This is a genomic window from Collinsella sp. An271, assembly GCF_002159695.1.
GTDB lineage: Bacteria > Actinomycetota > Coriobacteriia > Coriobacteriales > Coriobacteriaceae > Collinsella > Collinsella ihumii.
This window is the reverse complement of the sequence record NZ_NFJE01000002.1, coordinates 279976-301527: the sequence shown is the minus strand read 5'-3', so window position 1 is coordinate 301527 and position 21552 is coordinate 279976. Positions and strand designations below refer to the sequence as shown.

Below are 21552 nucleotides of genomic sequence, written 5' to 3'. Positions count from 1 at the left end.
GTGCCGAGAATCGCCTCGGCACCCGCTTTTTCATAACTAGCACAAGCATGCAAATTCGGGGACGTACCTTCCGCGTGCACTTTTGCAAATTTGGGGACGTACCTTCGGCGTGCATTCCTGCAAATCGGGGACACCCCTTGGGCGTGAACGTTTGCATGGGCCGCTGTAAGACCGTCGCGGACACGTCGGTTCCTGCGGGCGGGGCGGCCCGGCCGGCGTCATCCCAGCAGCGCGATGGAGGCGATGGGGCCCAGCAGCAAGAGGGCGAAGGGGACCAGGTACTTGCGGGGATGGCGCCACAGATCGCTTTCGGCGGACCAGCCGCGCACCGGGCGGAAGCGCTCGAGCGCGGCGCTCGCGCACGCGGCGGCGCCCGCCATGAGGGCGGCGAGCACGGCAAAGCGTGCGTCGAGCCCGTGGACCAGCGCCCATGAGGCAAGAAAGAGGCCGTCGGTGGCGAGAAAGACGCCGAAGAGCATGCCGGCGTAGGGGATGAAGAACATCCGGCCGGAATCGGGCAGCATGGCGAGCTCGTCCGAGAGATCGGGCTCGCCGGATGCGACCGTGCACAGGGGCGTGTTGATCGACAGGATCGCGAGGCCGATGGGGACGCCCATCACGGGCCCGATATCCCCGAGCAGCAAGGGGAGCGCCAGGGCCATCACGGCGAATCCCGCCGTGTTCGCCAGGATCGAGCCGCTGGACATCAGGCGGCGCGCGATGAGGACGCATGCGCTGCCCCGTGAGGAGCCCGGCGCGCTCGGTGCGAACGCGCATCGCGTCCGGAGGGAGAATCCTCGCAGCGGGCAGCCGAGGGCGCTGCGGATCGCGGCGATGCCGAGAAACGTGGCGCCGCCGACGACCGTGCCGATCCCGCATCCCGCGATGCACGTCTGCACGGGGACGCCGAGCGCGGTCAGCGCGGCGGCGAGGGGGACGAGCTTGGTGAGCGCCCCGTACGCCAGGGTGGCGACCGCATATCCGGCGACGGCCTCATGCGGGGTGACGGGCAGGGCGCACACCGCCTCCATCTCGATGGCGGCGGCGCGGGAGCTCCAAGACGCGATCGCGTCGGCTGCCATGGCCACGGAGGCCGCGGCGAGCACGACCGCGGGGGCGATGCTAAACGTCGGGTTCAGGCTCTGCGCGGCCAGATAGAGTGCAAACGCCGCGACGAGCGGGCCGATGACCGCCTTCGGCCCTCGTCCGAAATACATCTGCATGAACGCCCTACAGCTCGTCATGGCCCAGCACGCTCCTAATCGATGCTGGCGAGATCTCCTCGCCGGAAAACGTCTTGCGTATGCGCCCGGCGCCGTCCGTGCGCTCGAGCACCAGCACGCGGTCGCAGGTGAGGCACACGCTCTCCAGCACGTGCGAGGAGAACAGCACGGACCCGTGCTCGCGGTAGCCTCGGATGAGGCGGTACAGGTACTCGGTGCTCTCGAAGTCCAGCCCGTTCACGGGCTCGTCGAGGATGAGCAGGTCGGGGGAGAGCGCGAACGCGGCGATGAGCGACGCCTTCTTGCGGCTGCCGAGCGACAGCTCCCGCAGGGGCGTCTCCACGTAGCGCTCGAATCCGAAGCCCTGCACGATGCGGGAGCAGTCCGCGAGCGGAGTGCGGTAGGCGCGAAACACGAACGATAGGTACTCGAGGAAGGTGAAGTTGCCGAAGGCCCGCTCATCGGAAAACACCATGATGCGGCGGCGCTTCACGGCGCGGTCCGTGAGGCCCACGCGTCGTCCGTCGAGACGGGCCTCCTCATAGCGGCAGGTGCCCAGCACGCCGGCGATCGCCTTGAACAGGGTCGTCTTGCCCGCTCCGTTCATGCCGATGACGCCGACCACCTCGCCGCGTGCGATCGAGAGCGCGACGTCCTCGATGACGGGGTCGGCCGTTCCGTACCACGCGGAGAGCCCGGAGATTCCGAACAGCTCGGAGGTCTCCATGACTAGCGCCCCTCGCGGTCGCGGCGGGCGGCGATGCGCGCGCCCTGGGCCATGATCGCGGACAGGGAGCCGCAGAGCAGAAGGCCCGAGACGTTCATGGTCGCCAGGCAGATGAGCGCGGCGATGCCCAAGATGATGGCGATGGCGATGCGGATATAGACGTGGCGGCTCATGGGATGCTCCTTTTGTCTGGTTCCTGCGGTGCATCCCGAGCATCTCAAAAGAGAGGGCCCCGTGCCTATTTGTCCGTGAATCGCAGGGTATTGTCCGCGAATTGCGGGTGGGTTTTCGTCCGTTCGGGGGGCGGGTGCGCTCGGCACGAAAGCGCTAATCGCGCACGCCGTCGAAGCACATGGTCGCGATCGCGCAGAAGCTGTCGTCGGTGCTGGTGAGCGACAGGCTCCCATCGTAGCGGTCGAGCGTCGCCTCGACGCTTTTCAGACCCCAGCCGTGATGCTCCGCGTCCTCCTTGGTGGTCGCGATGCGGCCCTCGCCGTCCGCCTCGACCGGCCCTGTGGCCGTGTTCTCGACCTTGATGATCACCATGTTGTTCACGCGCCTTGCCGTCAGGCGGACGGTGCGCGCACGGCCCTCGGGAACCTGCGCGGCGGCTTCGATGGCGTTGTCCAGCAGGTTTGCCACCACCGTGCTGAGGTCTGCCGGTCGGATGCCGGTGTTGGGAGGCAGGCAGACGTCGAAATCCGCGGTGATGCCCAGCTCGGTGCAGCGCGCCTGCTTGAGGGCGAAGAGATGGTCGATGGCCGGATCGTCCGTCCACGCGGCGCTGCCGCCTGCGTCCTGCGGCCCCACGAGCGCGTCGATGTAGGCGCTCACGGCGGGCATGTCGCCTGCGCGCGCATAGCCCTTCAGGGTTGCCAGGTGGTTGCGAAAATCGTGGTAGAGACGGGAATTCTGCTCATACGACTCGCGGAGCGTGCGGTAGTTGCGCTCGAGGAGCTCCGCTTGCGCCGCCGCGGCGTCTGCCAGGCGCTGCTGCTGGGCCGCATGGGCGTTGACGGCGTTTATCGGGTAGAGAAGGATGAGCGTGGCGCAGATCACGAGCCGGACGGGCGCTCCGGCATCGCCCGCTGCGTCCGCCTCGCCCATGGTCGCGACGGTGAGCGCGAGGCAGGCGACCGCCGCGAATCCCAAGCGCTTCAGGCCCGGGGTCGACAGCGGCGTCAGGCGGTCCGATTCGCCGGCGGGGTCTTCGCCGGATGCGCTGAGGGCGAGCGCAAGCGCCGACCCGATGACATGGGGCAGGGCCGGGTCGAGATGGGAGAACGTGGCGGGGGCGGCTGCCGCCAAGGTATCGCCGCAGGTGAAAGCGATGGCCGCGGCGGCGTAGGCGGCAAGGATCGACGCCTGGGCGCCGCGGCGGGAAAGCAGGATGAGCCCGACGGCGAGCGCGACGCAAAGCGCCGCCTCCCCCGAAAGGGGCAAAGGGCCGATGAGGTCCACGGCACCCGCTATCGCGCCCGCGACGGCGCCGAGGGCCGCGGCGATGAGCCGCCGGCGCCTGTCGGTTTCTAGCAGGGCGAGCGCGGCGGGTGCGGTCAGCGCGCCGAGCGTCGCGAGCAGCGCGACGTGCGCGACGAGGGACGCGCTCATAGCTTCGACCCCCAAAAGACGGCGAGCGCCCGCTTCGTCTCTTTGAGGCGTCCGCGGCTGATGGGAAGCTCGGTGCCGTCCAAAAGGAGGGCGGACTGCCCGCGTACGCGCTTGACCTTCGTGAGGTTCACCACGATGCCCCGGTCGATGAAGATGAACTCATCGGAATCGAGGGCGCAGACCAGCTCCTGCAGGCTCATGCGCACGCGCGATTCCGATCCCGCATGGTGGATGACGCAGTCTTTGCCGCTGCGGTCGATGTAGTTCATCGCGCGGTAGGCGATGCGCTCCATGCGGCCCGCGCGCTCGAATGCAAACGAACGGTCCGCGTCGACCGCGATGATGCGCAGGGCGTCGTCGAGCGCGCGCGGCAGGCGCTGAGCGATGTCCGATTTGGGGACGTAGCGAAACACCGAAAGCTCGAAGGCGTCTATGGCGTATTCGGTGTGCGACGTGATGAAGATGATCTTGGCATCGGGAAGATGGGGCTTGATCTGAGCGGCGAGGTCCATGCCGTCGACGTTCGGCATCTCGATGTCGAGAAGCAGCAGGTCGAAATGGGTCCCGTCCTCGATGATGTCATACAGGAGCGCGTCGCTGCGCGTATAGGGAACCACGTCGGCCTGGAGGTGCAGGCGCGCTGCGCTGGAGCGCGCCTGCTCGCTCGAGCGCTCCAGCGAGGGCTGCTCGTCATCGCAGACGGCGATCTCGATCATGTGGCTCACCTCCCGATGAGGCGGACGGTCGTGCTATAGCATAGCGCTGATTCGAGAGCGACGTGACGAACGCGCCCGATGCGCTGTTTGCGCGGGATGTGACCCCTTTTGCGTCGCCTGGCGTGCGGGGCGGCTCTCACGGTAAGATGGAGATACGGTACGTGCTGTGAGAATGCAGCAGAAAGGGGCGCGCGGCATGTCATCTACGCAGTTGCAAGGCATCATCGACGCGGCGGAGGGGCGCGTGACGGCGGATACGCTGTTCACGAACGCCCGAATCGTGGACGTGTACGGCCATCGGGTCGTTTCCGGTCGGGTGGCGGTGAAGGACGGGGTCATCGTGGGCGTGCTCTTCGATGGTCGTGACGACGATGCGCGCTACGACGCCGAGCGGGTCGTCGACTGCGAGGGACGCTATCTCTGCCCGGGTCTCATCGACGGCCATCTGCATATCGAGTCGTCAAACATCCGCCCGGCGGAGTACGCGCGCATGGCGCTCGCCCGCGGCACGACGACCGCCATCGCCGACAGCCACGAGATCGCCAACGTGTGCGGCCTCGACGGCCTCGCGTTCATGATCGCCGACGCCCGCCGCGCTCCGCTCGACATCAAGTTCATGATGCCGTCTTGCGTGCCGGCGCTGCCCGACGAGCAGGCCGGCGCCGAGATCTCGGCGGCCGATATGGAGGCGTTTTTCGCAGAGCATCCGGGCGAGATCTTCGGTCTGGGCGAGATGATGAACATGCCGGGCGTGACGGGGGCGGATCCGGAGACCTGCGCGCGCATCGATGCCGCCCGCCACACGGTTACCGGCCTGACCGACGGGCACGCCCCCTTGGTTTCGGGCCTCGATTTGAACGCATACGCCGCGGCGGGCATCATCGCCGACCACGAGTGCACCCTGCCCGAGGAGGCGCTCGACAAGCTGTCGCGCGGCATGTACATCATGCTGCGCGAGGGCACGTGCAGCCATGACCTGGAGCAGCTCGCGCCGCTCCTGATCGAGGATCCCGCGCGCTCGCGGCGCTGCTGCTTCGCGACCGATGACCGCGCGCCCTCCGACGCGCTGGCGACCGGCATGATCGACAACGCCTGCCGCCTGGCGATCGAGCACGGCATCGATCCGGTGCGCGCCATCTCCATGGCGACCCTGTCGGCGGCCGAGTGCTTCGGTTTCGATCACGGGATGGGCGATGCGCGCGAGCGCCGCGGCGCGGTGGCGCCCGGCAAGCGCGCGGATTTGCTGCTGCTCGATGACCTGACGTTTGCCGAGGCCCCTGCCGCCGTGTACGCGGCGGGCGTGCTCGTCGCCGAGCACGGGCGCTTCGTGGGCGAGATCGCCCCGGCAAACGATGAGGTCCGTCGGCTTGCCGACGAGCTGCGCGGCTCGGTGCATCTGCCCGAGCTCTCGCTCGACGTGTTCTCCTATCCGTTCCGTCCGGGCGAGGCGGTCATCGACGTCATCCCGGGCAACGCCGTGACCGGGATCGCGCATCCCGAGTCGGCTGACGGGCTGCGCCGCATCGCGCTCATCGAGCGTCACGGGCGCGGCTGCTTTGCGCAAGAGGCCGGCGCGGACGGCGACGGGCCCGCGGGGTTGGGCCTTGTGGGCAAGCATATCGGGTGCGGATGGCTGCGCGGCTACACGATCACGGGCGGCGCCATCGCCTCGACGATCGGTCACGACTCGCACAACATCTGCGTGGTCGGTGACAATCCGGAGGACATGCTTGTCGCCGTGAGCAACGTGCACCAGGGCGGTCACGTTCTCGTTCGCGACGGCGAGGTCGTCGCCCGCATCGACCTGCCGCTCGGAGGGCTTATGAGCGAGGGGACCGCCGAGGAGGTCGCCCAGGACCACGAGCGCTTCATGGAGCAGGCGCGCGTTATGGGCATCGAGCCCCCGCTCGATCCCATCATGGGCGTGATCTTCCTGCCGCTGCCGGTCATCCCGACGCTGCGCATCCGGCCCGAGGGCATGTTCGACGTCACGACGTTCTCCTACGCGAGCTGACGCCGCGGGGGCGACATCGGTCGCATCAGCCTGCAGATCATGATTTCGGGCGGCCGCATGGCCGCCCGATTCGTTTGCGCGCGGAGTGCCCGCAGCCTGCCTGCGACCTACAGGATGCGCACGCCGGCCTTCTCGCAGCGCATCTTCAGCTCATACGGCAGGTCCCCTTCGGTCACGATGACGTCGAGATCGCTGATATCGCAGAACGTGAACGTCGACGTGCGGTCGACCTTGCTCGAGTCGAGCAGCATGATCCGGGTGTCGGCGCGCGCGATGGCGACCCGCTTGAGCTCGGCCTCCTCGTCGGAGCCGCAGGTGAACCCGGAGTCCGGGGTGTAGCCGGAGGCGCCGATGAACACCTGGTCGAAATGCATGCGCGAGACCTCGCGCACCGCTCGGCTCCCGTGCAGGCACATGTTGAAGCGGTTGAGCGCGCCTCCGGGGACGATCGTCTTGATGTAGCTGTACTTGCCGAGTTCCAGCACGTTGTAGATGCCGCAGGTGAACACCTGGAGCTGTACATCGGGAAGGCTCGCGGCAAGCGCGGCGACCGTGCTGCCCGAGTCGAGGTAGACGTGCGTGTTCGCCGCGATGAGCCCCGCCGCCTTGCGGGCGATGGCGCCTTTTGCCGCGACGTTTCTGCTGCGGCGCAGGTCGATGAGGCCGTCCGCGCCGACCGCGGTCTCGATGGAGCGCACGCCGCCGTAGATGCGCACGAGGCGGTGCTCGGCGTCGAGCGCCTTGATGTCGTTGCGGATGGTCATCTCCGACACCTCGGGGAAGGCGTCCTTCAGCTGCGTGATGGTGGCGCTGCCCTGGTTGTTGACCAGGCGCACGATGGCCTCACGGCGTTCGTTCATCATGGGCGTGTCCTTTCGGTTCTCATTGAAATTCTAAAAGACCTCCCGAGTATTCGCCTCGTTTTTCAGAAAAGACTTTAGAAACTACAATTCAAGTTTGAGAAAGTTGCTATAAATGCTTGCAGTAACCGCTCAACAGATATAAATTCTAAAGTGTCATACAGCTCTCAGCGATCAGAGGGGGACTGATTGTCATGCTCGAGCCGATGCGGGATCTGCTCATCGAGGCGAAGCGGGGCGGATATGCTGTCGCGGCGCCCAACGTGTACAACGAGGAGAGCGTCAAGGCGGCGTTTCGCGCGGCCGAGGAACTCGACGCGCCCATCGTCCTCGACGTGGGCTTTGCCATGGATATCGAGGTGACCGGCGAGATCGTGCGCTTCGTCGGGGCGCGCCACCCCAGGATCCCCTGGGCGCTCAATCTCGATCACGGCGGGCCGTTCGAGCACATCATGCGCGCCATCCGCGCGGGGTACAGCTCCGTTATGGTCGACCGCTCGACGCTTCCGTTCGAGGAGAACGTCGCCCAGACCGCGGAGGTCGTGCGCATCGCCCATGCCGTCGGCGTCTCGGTCGAGGCGGAACTCGGGCATGTCGGCGTGGGAGCGGAGTACGAGCAGACCCGCGACGCCGGCCTCACGCGCCCCGAGGAGGCGTCGGCGTTCGTCGAGCGCACGGGCGTCGACTGCCTCGCGGTCGCCGTGGGCACGTCGCACGGCACTTACAAGGGCACGCCGCATCTCGAGTTCGACCTGCTCGAGACCCTGAGCGGCATGCTCGATATCCCACTCGTGCTGCACGGCGGCTCGGGTACCGGCGACGACAACCTGCGCCGTGCCGTGAAGACGGGCGTGCAGAAGGTGAACCTGTACACCGAGCTGGGCGAAGCGTGGTTCGATGCGCTCGAGCGCGAGCTCGCCGAGCGCGCGCAGGCGAGCGTCAAGAAGAAGCCCGCCCAGGTCATGGAGGACAGCTGCCGTGACGGCTATCAGCAGAAGCTCATGCACTACATCAGGCTGTTCGATTCGGCCGGCAGGATCTGATACCGCCTTCGCAACTGTTGTGCGCCGCCGGGCGTGAGGTCGCGGCGGCAGAAAGGGGAGACCATGAAACCCATCGTCACCGAGACCCGCGCGGCCATCATCGCAGGCGTCCGTGACGCCCGGATCGTCACGCGCCGCCTGCGCGACCTCGCTCCGCATGACGTGCTCGTCAAGATCCTGTCGTGCAACCTGTGCACCTCGGAATTCGGCCTGTGGAGCGGCAAGCGGACAAACCGCCCGCTGCCCATGACGTTCGGCCATGAGTGGGCGGGCGAGGTGCTCCAGGTCGGCGAGGCAGTGCGCGGCATCGAGCCCGGCGATTTCGTGGGCGGCTCGCACGAGTACGACCCCTATTCGGACGAGGCCCGCGCGGGCCGCACCTCGGAGGCTCCGGGCGTGAAGTCTTACGACACGCAGTGGGACGACGGCTACTTTGGACGCTACGAGGGCTGCGCCGAGTATGTCGTGCAGTCGCAGGAGTCCATCTACAGGTTCGCGCATCGCATCCCGGCTCCCGAGGCGGGCTTCCTGGAACCGCTCGCGACGGTGGTGAACGGTCTGCGCAAGATCGACCCGCACGAGGGCGAGACGATCGTCGTGATCGGCGCGGGCACCATGGGCGTGCTGAACGCACTCGTGGCGGCGCGCAGCGGTGCGCGCGTCATCGTGACCGAGGTGAGCCCCGAGAAGGTCCGCGTGGCCGAGCGGCTCGGGCTCGAGGTGGTCGACGGCTCGGCGTGCGACGCCGTGGAGGAGGTCCGTCGTCGCACCGGCGGGCGCGGGGCCGACAGCGTCGTGATCGCCGTGGGCCTCACGCTCGCCGACCAGCAGGCTTTCGCCATGCTCAAGAAGTTCCACGGCAAGGTGCTCTTCTTCGCGGCGGGCTACCCCGCGCCCGAGGTCGGCGTCGACGTGAACAAGATCCATTACGGCAAGATGGAGCTCTACGGGACCCTTATGGCCGACTACGTCGACTTCAAGGAGTCGTGTCGGCTTCTGGGCGAGGGCATCATCGACGTGTCGACGCTCGTGAGCGCCCGCTATCCGTTCGACGACATCACGGCGGCCTTCGAGCGCGCCGTGCAGCCCGGCGGCTACCGCACCGCCGTCATCATGGGGAAGGAGTGACAGATGGCCCATCAATTCACCGTGCCCGGCCGCATCGTGACGGGAGAGGGCGCGCTCGAGGCGTCGCTTGAGGTGCTGCGGTCGTTCGGCACGCGCGCCTTCGTGGTATGCGACCCGCTGATGGTATCGCTCGGCAATCTCGAGGTGCTGACAGGCGCGCTCGCCTCGGTCGGCATCTCGTGCGAGGCGTTCAGCGAGATCACCGGCGAGCCGACCGACGAGATGGTCGCGCGCGGGGTCGAGCGCGCCCGGGCCTGGCCGTGCGACATGTACATCGGGCTCGGCGGCGGCAGCCCCATCGACGCCATGAAGGCCATCGCCTGCATGGTCGCCCTCGACGCGGATGTTGACGACCAGATGGGCGCTGAGATCGCCTGCGACCGGCCGCCGCTCGTGGCGATTCCCACCACGGCGGGAACCGGGTCGGAGGTGACGCGGTTCACCATCATCAGCAACACGCGCGATGACGTGAAGATGCTGCTCGCCGGTCCCTCGGTCATGCCGGACGTCGCCATCGTGGACCCGCGCTTCACGCTCACGGCGCCGGCCGACGTCACCGCCTACGCGGGCGTGGACGCGCTGTGCCATGCGCTCGAGGCGGCGACATCGAGAAGGATGCAGCCGATGAGCTACACCTTCTCGGTCTCCGCCATCAGGCGCATCTTCGCGAACCTGCCGGCGTGCTGGCGCGATGGGGCGAACGTGGGGGCGCGCGAGCAGATGGCCATCGCCGCGACGGAGGCGGGCATCGCCTTCTCGAACGCAAGCGTCACGATCGTGCACGGCATGAGCCGGCCCATCGGCGCGCTGTTCCATGTGCCGCACGGCCTGTCGAACGCGATGATCGTGCTCGAGTGTCTGTGCTTCGTGGTCGACGGGGCCTATCCGCAGTTCGCCGCCGTCGCGCGCGATGCCGGCGTGAGCCGTGCCGAGGACGATCGGGCGGCCGCCCTGGAGCTGCTCGACGCGCTGCAGGGCCTGCTCGAGGAGCTGCGGATCCCGACGCTGCGCGAACACGGCATCGATGAGGCCGCGTTTCGGGCGCAGATCCCCAAGATGGCGGCCGACGCCATGGCGAGCGGCAGTCCCTCCAACACCATCAAGCCGCTTTGCGCGGCAGACCTCGAGGCCATCTACGATTGCCTCATCAGCGCATAGGCGTCCATGGTGTCGTCCGGCGCGAGCGCAGCCGGTCTGGCGCCGCTGTGCGCCACGCGCGTGTCATGAAGACGTAAAGGTATGGTCAGACAGCCCGGATTCCTGTTAGGTCCGGGCTGTTTTTGGGTAGGAAGCCCCACAGTGTGCTAAAGGATAGGAAATGAAGGGAATGCCCCTATGATCAAACTCATCGCATCCGATATGGACGGCACGCTGCTCGACGAGCGCAGCCAAGTGCCGCCCGAGACCTATGACCTCATCCGCGCACTGCGCGAGAAGGGCGTGCGCTTCGCCGCCTCCTCGGGCCGTCGCTACGACCGCTTGTGCGAGTTCTTCGAGCCCGTGGTCGACCTGATGGATTTCGTCGCGTCCAACGGCGCGCAGGTGTATGCGGAAGGCGAGCTCGTCGACCGCGAGGTCTATTCGCACCTGGCCATAAAAAGGCTGGCGCGCACCGTCGGCATGTTCGACAACCTGCACCTGGCGCTGTTCGACCGCACGAAGTCCTACCTGCTCGACGACGAGGGCAAGTTCGTGCGCGAGGTCGACAAGGACCTTCCAAACGTCGAGCGGATCTGGGAGCTGCCGAGCGCCGAGGTCAACATCATCAAGGCGAGCGTGTTTTGCGACGACGGCGCGGTGATGGATTACGCGTACGTGCTGTCGCGCGAGCTGGGCGACGAGTTCGTGTTCGCGCCTTCGGGCAATGCGTGGATCGACGCCATGCAGGCGGGCGTGTCGAAGGCGACCGGCATCGCGCAGCTCATGGACCATTACGGCATCGCGCCCGAGGAGGTCATGGCCTTCGGCGACTCCATGAACGACTACGAGATCATCCGTCTCGTCGGATGCGGCTGCGCGATGGCGAACGGCCGCCCCGCTCTGCGCGCCGTGGCGGATCGCGTGGTCGGCTGCAACCGCGACCATGCCGTGCAGGCGGAGCTGCGCCGCGTGCTGGAGAGCTTGAGCTAACTGAAAAAGGGGGCCGAATAGATAGGCGGAGGGGCGCTGGCCGGCGACATGCACGGCCAGCGCCCCTTCATGGGTTCAAACGAACCCATCCCCAACGAACCCATCAGCAGGCGCTAAGGCGTTCGAGGATGACGCTGGCCACGCCGTCCTCGTCGTTGCTCGCGCAGCACATGTCCGCCGCCTCGCGCACCTCGGTCTCGGCGTTCGCGACGGCCACGCCGAGACCCGCAAGCTCGATCATGCTCATGTCGTTGAAGTTGTCGCCGAACGCGACGGCATCGGCGGCGCTCATGCCCAGCTGCTCGCACAGCCACGCCATCGATGCCGCCTTGGACGCATCCTTGTCCATGACCTCGATGTTCATGGGGTAGGAGCGGGTCACGGTGATGTTGTCGACATGGCGGAGCGCCTCGACGATGGCGTCGCGGTCGCTCGGGTCGTACCAGTACATGGCGAGGCGCTCGAGCGCGTCGACGCGCGCGATCGTCTGCTCGGGCTCCTCGTCGACAGGCGTGCGGTTCCAGCGCATGGATGCGAGCGTGCTCGGGTCCGGGACGAACTCCGCCATGCGGTCGTACAGGTCGCGACGCAGGTAGCTGTGGCCGTCGGCGAAGATGTCGAACGTCACGTCGTGGTCGCGCGCGATGTCCCAGACCGCAAGGGCGCTCTCGGGCGCCAGGGGGACCAGGCGTAGCGCGGTGGCCGCGTCCGCGGTCTTGTTCTCGGGGTCGAGCCTGCTGACGACCGCCCCGTTCGAGCTGATGGCGTAGTGTACCGCCGGGTGGCCGAGCACCTCGGGCGGAATGCCCACGAGCGCGCGCCCCGTGCAGGGGACGAACTCGATGCCGCGCGTGGCGAGCGCGTCGAGCGCTTCCAGGGAGCGTGCGCTCACGGCCTTGGTGCTCGTGAGGAACGTTCCGTCCATGTCGGAAAACACAATCATGGCGTCCCTTTCGTAAGGCGCGCGGGGGCTGCGCGGACCTTTTGGCTCTACAGGCGGTACATGAAGTTGAAGACGTCCTCGCGCTGGACGGTCACGGTGACGCCCGAGAGCTCGCCGGCCTCGGTGAGCGCGCCCTGCAGCTCGTGGAAGTCGAGCTTGGACGCGGAGATGTCGGCAAGCATGGTCATGGTGAAGATGTCGTCGAGGATGGACTGGGTGATGTCGCGGATGTCGACGTTCGCCTCGCCCAGGACGCGCGTGACGCCGGCGACGATGCCCGGACGGTTCTTGCCCAGCACGGTGATGACGATACGGTTGGATGCGGTCTCGGCCATGGGGGACCCTTCTCTTATGCGGTGAATATGCGACCCCATTGTACCGATTGGCGGCAACGCGTGCGGGCACGGCGGGCAATGTGTGCGAGACATTGTGATGAAGCGTATGAGGGGGGGTGCTGGGTAGGATGATGGGTAGTCGAGCGATGGGAGGGGCCATGGAGACGGTCGGGATTTCATTGGCGCAGATCGTCCTGGGCGTGCTCGCGGTCGCGCTCGCCGCCGCGGGCGCAATCCTGCAGCGGGGGACGCGGGTCTGCGTGCTCGCGAGCTTTGCCGCGGCTCTGGCCTCGGTTGCCCTGACGGTCGTGTACTTCAAGTGCGAGGCCGAGACGGGCGACCTCGCGGCGATTCTCGATACGGCCGATGCGTTCGTGCTCTGCTCGATCGTGCTGGGCATCATCGTCCTCGCGCTCGATGCGGTGGCGCTCGCGCGGGCGGGGCGGCGGGGCTGACGTGCGGTCCGCGTGCCTGCAGGCAGCGTTGCGTGTGCCTTTTGTGGCCATGATGCGGATGTGGTATTCTAGGCAGGCTGTTTTGTCTTGGTCGGAAACCAAGACACCCCTTATGTCCTGATTGGTAACCAGGACAACGAAGAAGAGGAGCCCTGCCATGAAGTCTGGAATCCATCCGGAGTACGTCGAGTGCACGGTGCGCTGCAGCTGCGGCAACACCTTCAAGACCCGCTCGACCAAGTCCGAGATCGTCGTCGAGCTCTGCAATGAGTGCCACCCGTTCTACACGGGCCAGCAGAAGTTCGTCGACACCGGCGGACGCGTTCAGCGCTTCGCCGACAAGTTCGGTGGCGCCGCCCAGGCCGCTCTCGAGCGCGAGGCCGCCAAGAAGGCCGCTCGTGCCAAGAAGGCCGAGGAGGAGCAGGCCAAGCGCGCTGCTGAGCGTGAGGCCAAGGCCGCTGCCAAGGCCAAGCGTGCCGCCGAGTTCGAGAAGAAGGCTGCCGCCGAGGCTGCCAAGGCCCCTGCTGAGGCTCCCGTCGAGGAGGCCGCTGCCGAGGCCGAGGCCACTGAGGCCGCTGCCGAGTAGCATCTGCTGCACAAGCTTCGAGCTGAAAAGGGTCCCGCCACGCGGGACCCTTTTTTGCAAATCGGGGACGTACCTTCCGCGTGCACTTGTGCACGCGGAAGGTACGTCCCCGATTTGCACTCTTATGGCTCGCGGTTTTCCTTCGGTCTGCGCTCCTTGGCGGTGAGCTCGTTCACGTCGAGACGGAAGATGGCGACCCGTGCGAGCCCCTCCGACGAGAACGATGCCGTGGAGCCCGGGGCGGCGTGTTCCATGATGCGCTCGAGGGCGCACCGGCGCTCGGGCTCGTCCTCGACCGCGCGGACGGTGCCGTTGCCCATGATGCTTGCATAGGAGCGCGAGTATGCGCAGCTGTAGTCGCCGACGATGTTGCCCCGGTCGCAGTCGAGCTCGAACGCGACGGGCACCCCGCGGTCCCCGCCCGCATAAAACGCGTCCGCCTTGCGGCCCTCGCGCGCGGAGTGCAGGTAGAAGCAGGGGAGCGCCTGATCGGCCTCCCACACATAGCCGAAGTTCACCGGGACGATGAACATCCCTTCCGCATCGACGACGCCGAGGCGCAACACCTGGCATGCCTCGATGATGGCGCGTATCTGCGCGGGGTCGGTGACGGCGCGTTTGCCGAGTCGCATGGGGCGCATGGTTCCTCCCTGGTCGTCGCGGAGCACGATGGTTCCATGGTAGCGCCTCGTCGGTGGAGTGAGACGCTCCAAGCGCGGGATGGATCGCGCAACCCCTTCGTGAAGGCGTCAGGGGGTCAATGACACAAACTGGGCAGTTTGACACGCTAAAGGGGGCCAGCAGAAGCTGTTAGCGTGCCAAATTGCCTAGTTTGTGTCATTGACCCACCTTGGCAGACCATTCCCGATGCTATGTGGCGGCGCGACCGCGTGTTCGCAGCGTGGGTGTTCTGGGGAACGCGTCGAGCTCATGCCGCCGCTCGGCCGCCTTATTCGAAAGCAACTATAATGGTGGCTTGGTAATCCACACGACAAGGGGACATATGTCTGTTCGATTCCTTTCCCTGCGAGCGAGCCTCGCGGTTACCTGCGGCCTGATGCTCTGCGCGACCGGGGCCCTCGCGCCCGTTTCCGCGTTCGCCGCCGATGAGACGGCTCCGGCGATCGGCGCGCCCGCGCCCGCAGATGCGGAAGATGCCGCCGACGACCTGCCGGCAGGCGACGATTCCGCTGGCGACGCCGACGCCGAACTGCCCGGCTCCGAAGATCCCGACACCGACGGCGGCTCCGATACGGTCGATCCCGAGAACCCGGATGCGCCGGGAGATGCGGATGATCCGGAGGATCCGGATACGCCCGAGACTCCTGACAACCCCGACAACCCCGATCAGACCGGGCCCGAGGCTCCTGCGGGAGGCACCGGCTGGTCGGTATGGGCGGGCGAGCGCTACTGGTACGACGACGGCGTCATGGCCCGCGACAAGCAGGTCTACGACCCCGGGACGGACGCCTGGTACTGGTTCGACGCCGACGGCACGATGGCGACGGACAAGGACGTGTTCATCCCGGTTTCCAACGAGGACCGCTCCCGCGGCAAGTGGGTGCGCTACGACGGCGAGGGCCACATGGTCAAGGGCGAGGACTTCCGCTACGGCGGCTGGTATTACCTCGATCCGATAACCGGTGAGATGGCCAAAGGTTTCCGCTATATCGAGCAGAGCCAGAAGTGGGTGTTCTACGACTACACCACCGGAAAGATGCTCTACGGCGAGCAGGGTATCGACGGCAGCTGGTACTACCTTGACGAGGTGACGGGCGCGGTGACGTACGGCTGGCACTACCTCGCGTCCCAGAACAAGACCGTGTACTACTCGTGGCCCGCAGGAACCATGGTCCACGGGGATTGCCTGATCGGCCAGACCTGGTACCGCTTCGACCCCTATACCGGCGCGTTCGCTGGCGGCCAGCAGCGCCCCTCCACGACGATCCCCGCCGGGTTCGCGTCCGCGCTGCCCCTCGACACGCTGCTGAGCTCCGAGGGGGTGGACTCGGTGCGCATCCTCGGCGACAGCATCATGGCCGGTCTGGGGGCTCCCGGGTTCGTCCCGGGCTCCGAGAACCTCCTGTTCTCCCTCGACGGCGAGTCGTATTACGAGCCGTCCGCGTCGGTCGACTGCGCGGCGAATCGCCTGCGCTCGGCGCTTGCCGCCCGCGGCGCGACCATGGTGAACGCAAGCGTGAGCGGCAGGGGGAGCATGAACTTCTTCAACCGCTTGGGCGAGGACGCGCTGGGCGACGAGGACGCGGCCATCGTCATCTTGGGCACCAACGACCGCGGGGCGTACGACCGCACCGAGACGCTGGCGGATTTCCGCAGGTATGCCGGGGAGCTGCTCACGCGCGTGGCGGAGCGCTACCAGGGCCGCATGATCGTGCTGTCGAGCATGCCGGTCGTGCGCGAGGCCTACAACTTCTCGCTCGCCGAGGTCTCGAGCACGCTGAGGTCGCTGTGTTCCGAGCACGGCTGGGCGTTCGGATCGCTCTACGATGCGTACCGCTACGTCGCTTCTGCCGAGGGGTTGCCGCTGGAGGCCTTCTATACCGACGGCACGCACCCCAACCGCCTGGGGCAGGAGGTCCTCTGGAGCGCCCTGAGCCAGGTGCTGAGGATATAGGGATGCGCCGACCGACCCGCTTCGCACGGCATGATGCCCCGCGAGGCGGGTCTCGGCGATTTTAGGGCGCGTCTCGCCCGGCGCCTTCGGTGCGCGGCGGATGCGCGGTATGCTTATCCCATTGTGTCGGCTGTCGGGTATCGGTGCGGAGGTGTAGGTACATGGCGTCAAGCCTCTTCAGGGAAAAGAGCCTCAAGCGCATTTCTTCCCCGGAGCAGCTCAACGATTACATCAAGGTGTCCCAGCCGAGCGTCTGGATCGCCTTGGCCGCCGCCGCGGCCTTTGTCGTGGCGGTGCTCATCTGGTCCGTTGCGGGCACGGTGCCCACGAGGGTGGAGGCCGTGGCCGTGGAGGACGGCGGCGGACTCACATGCTACCTGTCGACCGAGGACGCCGTGGACGTGGCCCCCGGCATGACGGTGGAGCTCTCGACCGGCGAGCACGGCGCCGTCACCGCGGTGGACGACCTGCCGCTTTCCGTCGAGGAGGTCTCGCAGAGCCTGACGAGCGATTACGCCCGCGACAGCGTGGTCACGTCCGACTGGAGCATCCCGGTTCAGATCGATGTCGATGGGGCGCTCGAGCCGGGGCACCTCTACCAGGTCTACATCACGACGGGCTCGGTGAGCCCCATATCGTTTTTGCTGAGCAGCTAGGGGAGGGCCATGGCGAACACGATCGCGCGCGTGCCCATCATCATGCAGATGGAGGCGCTCGAATGCGGCGCCGCCAGCCTGGCCATGGTGCTCGCATACTACCGGAAATGGGTCCCGCTCGAGCAGGTGAGGCTCGACTGCGGCGTCTCGCGCGACGGCTCGAACGCCGCGAACCTGCTCAAGGCCGCGCGGGCCTACGGGCTCGAGGCCAAGGGCTATCGCTTCGAGCCTGTGGCGCTGCGCGAGCACGGGCAGTTCCCCTGCATCCTCCACTGGAACTTCAACCACTTCGTCGTGCTGTGCGGCTTCAAGGGCGACCGCGCAGTGCTCGCCGATCCGGCGCGCGGCAGCGTGACGGTGACCATGGAGGAGTTCGACCAGGCGTTCACGGGCATCTGCCTCATGATGAAGCCCGGGCCCGCGTTCGAGCCCGGCGGCAAGCCCCACAGCGTGCTCGGGTTCGCGCGCGAGCGCCTGCGCGGCTCGGCGCCGGCGTTCGCCATCGTCATCGCGACGACGCTGATCGTCACCGCGACGGGCATCATGACCTCGGTGTTCTCGCGCGTCTTCACCGACCGCATCCTCACGGGCGACAACCCCGACTGGCTCTATCCGCTGCTGGCGCTCATGGCGGGCGTCGTGGTGGTCCAGGCGGCGGTGAGCATCGTGCGGGCCGTCTGCATGGAGCGAATCGAGGGCAAGTTCGCCATCGTGGGCAACGCGACCTTCATGTGGCACGTGCTGCGCCTGCCCATGGAGTTCTTCTCGCAGCGCATGGCGGGCGACATCGCGTCGCGTCAGGCGACCAACGCGACGATCGCCTCCACGCTCATCTCCGCTGTGGCCCCGGCGGCGCTGAACCTCATCATGCTCGTGTTCTACCTGGTCGTCATGCTGCGCTACAGCGTGGTCCTGACGGTCGTAGGCCTGGCGACGACCGTCATCAACGCCGCGGTCTCGCGCATCGTCTCGAACAAGCGCACGAACATCACGCGCGTGCAGATGCGCGACGAGGGCAAGCTGGCGAGCACGACCGTGGCGGGCATCGAGATGATCGAGTCCATCAAGTCGTCGGGCGCCGAGAACGGCTTCTTTGCGCGCTGGGCCGGCTATCAGGCGTCGGTGAACTCCTCCGAGGTGCACGTCCATCGCGTGAACCAGCTTCTGGGCGAGATCCCGGCCCTCGTCCAAGGCATCGCCAACGCCGTGGTCCTCGTGATGGGCTGCGCGCTGATCATGTCGGGTGAGTTCACGCCCGGCGCGCTCATGGCGTTCCAGGGCTTTTTGGCCTCCTTCTTGGCGCCGTGCCAAAGCCTCATCGCGACGGCGCAGAGCCTGCAGGAGATGCGCACGAACATGGAGCGCATCGGGGACGTGATGGACTACCCGGTGGCGGTCGACCCCGAGCCGGGGGAGCGCTCGGTGCACGACGTCCGCGTGTCGGGCGGCGCGCCGAAGGCCCCCGGGGCATCGGAGGACGCGCGCGACCTTGCGCAGGATGGATCTGCTCCCGCATCCGCCGTGGCATCGGACGCGGAGGGGCTCTCCTTCGACAAGCTGTCCGGTTGCCTCACCATGGAGCACGTGACCTTCGGCTACTCGCGCCTCGCCGCCCCGCTCATCGAGGACTTCAGCCTGGACCTCAAGGCGGGCGGCAGCGTGGCGTTCGTCGGTCCCTCCGGCTGCGGCAAGTCGACGCTCGCCAAGCTCATCTCGGGCCTGTACGAACCGTGGGAGGGCGCGATCCTGTTCGACGGCAAGCCGCGCGAGGCGTATATGCGCGAAGTCCTGACCGGGTCGCTCGCCGTGGTCGACCAGGATATCGTGCTGTTCGAGGACACCATCGCCAACAACATCAAGATGTGGGACAGCTCGATCGAGGACTTCGAGATGATCATGGCGGCGCGCGACGCCCATATCCACGATGCGATCATGGAGCGCGACGGCGGCTACAGCTACAAGATCCTCGAGGGCGGCCGCGACTTCTCCGGCGGCCAGCGCCAGCGCCTGGAGATCGCGCGCGTGCTCGCGCAGGATCCGACCCTCATCATCATGGACGAGGCCACCAGCGCGCTCGACGCCAAGACCGAATACGAGGTCATGCGCTCGGTGCGCGACCGCGGCATCACGACCATCGTCGTGGCGCACCGCCTGTCGACGATTCGCGACTGCGACGAGATCATCGTGCTCGACCGCGGGCGCGTCGTCGAGCGCGGGACGCACGAGGAGCTGTACCGCGCGGGCGGGCTGTACACCACGCTGGTCACGAGCGAGTAGGGGGGCGAAGATGGGACTGTACGACGAGCAGATCAAGCAGCGCAAGCGCAACGACGAGAAGCGCTTCTCCGACTCCTTCGCCGACCTCGCCTCGGTCATCATGGGCGAGAAGGCCGCCGCCAAGACGCTGAACGAGCAGGAGAAGGCCACCAACGCCATCGGCGAGATCCTCAAGTTCTTCCATGCGCCCGCAGGCGAGCTGCCCGCGCATCCGGGCGGCATCGACGACCAGATCGAGTACCTGTGCCGGCCGTCGGGCATCATGCGGCGCACGGTCGAGCTCACAGACGGTTGGTATAGGAACGCCTCCGGTCCCTACCTCGGCTTTTTAGAGGACGGGTCGCCGGTGGCGCTCATCCCGCACGGGAACGCGGGCTACCGGTATTTCGACTGGGGCGAGCAGCGCGCGGTGGACGTCGACGCCGCAAGCGCGAAAAGACTGCAGCGCGAGGCCATCTGCTTCTACCGGCCCCTGCCGCTGCGCGAGCTCGGCGTGGCGGATCTGGCCCGCTTCGCCCTCGACTCGTTCACGCCCGCCGACTACGCCATGATCCTCGTGGCCACGGGCGTCTCGACGCTGCTCGGATTCGTCACGCCGGTCATCACGCAGTTCCTCTACGGCACCGTGATCCCCGTCGGCGCCTCGACGGCGCTGATGTCGACGCTCGTGCTGCTCGTGGGCATGGTGCTGTCCTCCTCGCTCATCAACATCGTTCGCAGCGCGGTGCTCGCGCGCATGCAGACGCGCCTTTCCGTCTCGATCGAGGCGGCGGTCATGGCGCGCGTCCTGTCGCTGCCCGCGTCGTTTTTCAAGCGCTACGGCTCCGGCGACCTCGCGAGCCGCGTGCAGGGCGTGCGCCAGGTCTGCACGGTGCTGTCCGACATGGTGCTGACGGTCGGCTTGAGCTCGGTGTTCTCGCTGGCGTACCTTGTCCAGGCCATCGGGTTCGCCCCGCAGCTCGTGCTGCCGTCGCTTGCCGTGACCTTGGTGAACATCGCGATCGTCGCGGTGTCGGGCCTCGTCAAGGCCTCCTTTGCGCGCCGTCAGCTGCAGTATTCGGCCAAGAACTCGAGCGTGGTGCTGGCGCTGATCGGCGGCATCCAGAAGATTCGCCTCTCCGGTGCCGAGCGGCGCGCCTTCGCCCATTGGGCTGACGGGTATCGCAAGCAGGCGAGCTGCCAGTACGGGCTGCCCAGGGTCGCCGTCGTCGGCCCGGCGCTCACGGCCGCCATCACGCTTGCGGGCAACATCGTGATCTACCATGTAGCTGCGACGGCGGGCATCGCGGTCGCCGACTACATGGCGTTCAGCTCGTCGTACGGCATGGTGTCGGGCGGCGTGGCCCAGCTCGCGTCGCTCGCGCTGGTGGTGGCGCAGGTCCAGCCGTTGCTTGAGATGGTCGAGCCGGTGCTCAAGGAGGTGCCCGAGGTGTCCGAGGGCAAGCGCGTGGTGACGCGCCTGTCCGGCTCCATCGAGCTGTCCCGGGTGAGCTTCCGCTACACCGAGGGCGGTCCCGACATCATCCACAACCTGTCGCTACGCATCCGTCCGGGCCAATACGTCGCGGTGGTCGGCGAGACCGGTTGCGGCAAGTCGACGCTCATGCGCCTGATGCTCGGATTCGAGAAGCCGCGCAAGGGCGCCATCTACTTCGACGGGCGCGATATCGACAAGATCGACCTGCGCTCCCTGCGCCGCCATATCGGCGTGGTGATGCAGGACGTCAAGCTGTTCCAGGGGGACATTTTCTCGAACATCGTTATCTCCGCACCCCAGCTGACGCTGGACGATGCGTGGGAGGCGGCCGAGATGGCGGGCATCGCCGACGATATCCGCGCCATGCCGATGGGGATGCACACCATCATCTCCGAGGGCAGTGGCGGCATCTCGGGCGGCCAGCGTCAGCGGCTCATGATCGCCCGCGCCATCGCGCCGAAGCCGAAGATCCTGTTTTTCGACGAGGCGACCAGCGCGCTGGACAACGTGACGCAAAAGATCGTGTCCGACTCGCTCGACAGCCTGCGCAGCACGCGCGTCGTCATCGCGCATCGCCTGTCGACGATCCGGCACTGCGACCGCATCCTGGTCATGCGGCAGGGCGGGATCGTGGCAGATGGCACCTACGACGAGCTGCTGGAGACCTGCCCGTACTTCGCCGACCTCGTGAGCAGGCAGCGCGTCGAGGCGTAGATGCGGGTTGCGCCCGTGCGGG

Annotated in this window: 20 protein-coding genes; 11 read left to right on the top strand and 9 right to left on the bottom strand. The window is 67.1% G+C overall.

The annotated features are described in order from the left end of the window. Positions 1-218: 218 nt before the first annotated feature. The 5 genes from B5F74_RS02975 to B5F74_RS02960 form a co-directional block, all read right to left on the bottom strand. Positions 219-1244, bottom strand: coding sequence for a hypothetical protein (locus B5F74_RS02975; protein ID WP_143753750.1), 1026 nt, complete (start codon positions 1242-1244; stop codon positions 219-221). Then, positions 1231-1950 (bottom strand): ABC transporter ATP-binding protein, encoded by a 720-nt coding sequence (locus B5F74_RS02970; RefSeq protein ID WP_087199897.1) that lies wholly within the window; start codon positions 1948-1950, stop codon positions 1231-1233. Before B5F74_RS02970 ends, B5F74_RS02975 begins: the two co-directional genes overlap by 14 nt. A 2-nt stretch (positions 1951-1952) precedes the next feature. Beyond that, complete coding sequence (locus B5F74_RS12345; RefSeq protein ID WP_154018726.1) at positions 1953-2123, bottom strand: hypothetical protein; 171 nt, start codon at positions 2121-2123, stop codon at positions 1953-1955. A 154-nt stretch (positions 2124-2277) separates the two neighbouring features. Then, positions 2278-3561 (bottom strand): ATP-binding protein, encoded by a 1284-nt coding sequence (locus tag B5F74_RS02965; protein WP_087199895.1) that lies wholly within the window; start codon positions 3559-3561, stop codon positions 2278-2280. Then, entirely contained in the window at positions 3558-4277 is a 720-nt protein-coding gene (locus tag B5F74_RS02960) for a LytTR family DNA-binding domain-containing protein (RefSeq protein ID WP_087199894.1), read from the bottom strand. The genes B5F74_RS02965 and B5F74_RS02960 overlap by 4 nt, the downstream gene beginning before the upstream one ends. Positions 4278-4473: 196 nt before the next feature. On the opposite strand from B5F74_RS02960, the gene B5F74_RS02955 reads away from it, so the two are divergent. Continuing rightward, positions 4474-6291 (top strand): adenine deaminase C-terminal domain-containing protein, encoded by a 1818-nt coding sequence (locus tag B5F74_RS02955; RefSeq protein WP_087199892.1) that lies wholly within the window; start codon positions 4474-4476, stop codon positions 6289-6291. A gap of 107 nt (positions 6292-6398) precedes the next feature. Here B5F74_RS02955 and B5F74_RS02950 read toward each other — a convergent pair whose 3' ends face one another. Further along, positions 6399-7154, bottom strand: a complete 756-nt coding sequence (locus tag B5F74_RS02950) for a DeoR/GlpR family DNA-binding transcription regulator (RefSeq protein WP_087199890.1) — start codon at positions 7152-7154, stop codon at positions 6399-6401. A 191-nt stretch (positions 7155-7345) separates the two neighbouring features. On the opposite strand from B5F74_RS02950, the gene B5F74_RS02945 reads away from it, so the two are divergent. The 4 genes from B5F74_RS02945 (at position 7346) to B5F74_RS02930 (ending at position 11452) form a co-directional block, all read left to right on the top strand. Then, positions 7346-8194: a class II fructose-bisphosphate aldolase gene (locus B5F74_RS02945; protein WP_239283328.1), complete on the top strand. Its 849-nt coding sequence runs from the start codon at positions 7346-7348 to the stop codon at positions 8192-8194. Between the two features lie 63 nt (positions 8195-8257). Further along, positions 8258-9322 (top strand): zinc-binding dehydrogenase, encoded by a 1065-nt coding sequence (locus B5F74_RS02940; protein WP_087199888.1) that lies wholly within the window; start codon positions 8258-8260, stop codon positions 9320-9322. A 3-nt stretch (positions 9323-9325) separates the two neighbouring features. Further along, positions 9326-10480, top strand: a complete 1155-nt coding sequence (locus tag B5F74_RS02935) for an iron-containing alcohol dehydrogenase (RefSeq protein ID WP_087199887.1) — start codon at positions 9326-9328, stop codon at positions 10478-10480. A 177-nt stretch (positions 10481-10657) separates the two neighbouring features. Then, positions 10658-11452: an HAD family hydrolase gene (locus B5F74_RS02930; protein WP_087199885.1), complete on the top strand. Its 795-nt coding sequence runs from the start codon at positions 10658-10660 to the stop codon at positions 11450-11452. Positions 11453-11555: 103 nt separating this feature from the next. Here the strand turns inward: B5F74_RS02930 and B5F74_RS02925 are convergent, their stop codons facing one another. Beyond that, on the bottom strand, positions 11556-12395 hold the full coding sequence (locus tag B5F74_RS02925) for an HAD family hydrolase (protein ID WP_087199883.1): 840 nt from the start codon (positions 12393-12395) through the stop codon (positions 11556-11558). Between the two features lie 47 nt (positions 12396-12442). Next, positions 12443-12730 (bottom strand): ACT domain-containing protein, encoded by a 288-nt coding sequence (locus tag B5F74_RS02920; protein WP_066834204.1) that lies wholly within the window; start codon positions 12728-12730, stop codon positions 12443-12445. A gap of 158 nt (positions 12731-12888) precedes the next feature. On the opposite strand from B5F74_RS02920, the gene B5F74_RS02915 reads away from it, so the two are divergent. Both B5F74_RS02915 and rpmE read left to right on the top strand, forming a co-directional pair. Continuing rightward, positions 12889-13185, top strand: coding sequence for a hypothetical protein (locus B5F74_RS02915; RefSeq protein WP_087199881.1), 297 nt, complete (start codon positions 12889-12891; stop codon positions 13183-13185). 157 nt (positions 13186-13342) lie between these two features. Continuing rightward, complete coding sequence (gene rpmE / locus B5F74_RS02910; protein ID WP_087199879.1) at positions 13343-13771, top strand: 50S ribosomal protein L31; 429 nt, start codon at positions 13343-13345, stop codon at positions 13769-13771. A 122-nt stretch (positions 13772-13893) separates the two neighbouring features. Here rpmE and B5F74_RS02905 read toward each other — a convergent pair whose 3' ends face one another. Next, entirely contained in the window at positions 13894-14412 is a 519-nt protein-coding gene (locus tag B5F74_RS02905; RefSeq protein WP_087199969.1) for a pyridoxamine 5'-phosphate oxidase family protein, read from the bottom strand. Positions 14413-14774: 362 nt separating this feature from the next. Here B5F74_RS02905 and B5F74_RS02900 point away from each other — a divergent pair, with 362 nt between their 5' ends. The 4 genes from B5F74_RS02900 (at position 14775) to B5F74_RS02885 (ending at position 21530) form a co-directional block, all read left to right on the top strand. Continuing rightward, the gene (locus tag B5F74_RS02900; RefSeq protein ID WP_087199877.1) at positions 14775-16406 is read left to right on the top strand and encodes an SGNH/GDSL hydrolase family protein; all 1632 of its coding nucleotides are present in this window, start codon (positions 14775-14777) and stop codon (positions 16404-16406) included. Positions 16407-16567: 161 nt separating this feature from the next. Continuing rightward, positions 16568-17062, top strand: coding sequence for a hypothetical protein (locus B5F74_RS02895; protein ID WP_087199875.1), 495 nt, complete (start codon positions 16568-16570; stop codon positions 17060-17062). Positions 17063-17071: 9 nt separating this feature from the next. Beyond that, positions 17072-19339 carry an NHLP family bacteriocin export ABC transporter peptidase/permease/ATPase subunit gene (locus tag B5F74_RS02890; RefSeq protein WP_087199872.1) on the top strand — a complete coding sequence of 756 codons (2268 nt, stop codon included), beginning with the start codon at positions 17072-17074 and terminating at the stop codon, positions 19337-19339. 10 nt (positions 19340-19349) lie between these two features. Continuing rightward, the gene (locus B5F74_RS02885; protein WP_087199871.1) at positions 19350-21530 is read left to right on the top strand and encodes an NHLP bacteriocin export ABC transporter permease/ATPase subunit; all 2181 of its coding nucleotides are present in this window, start codon (positions 19350-19352) and stop codon (positions 21528-21530) included. Positions 21531-21552 lie beyond the last annotated feature (22 nt).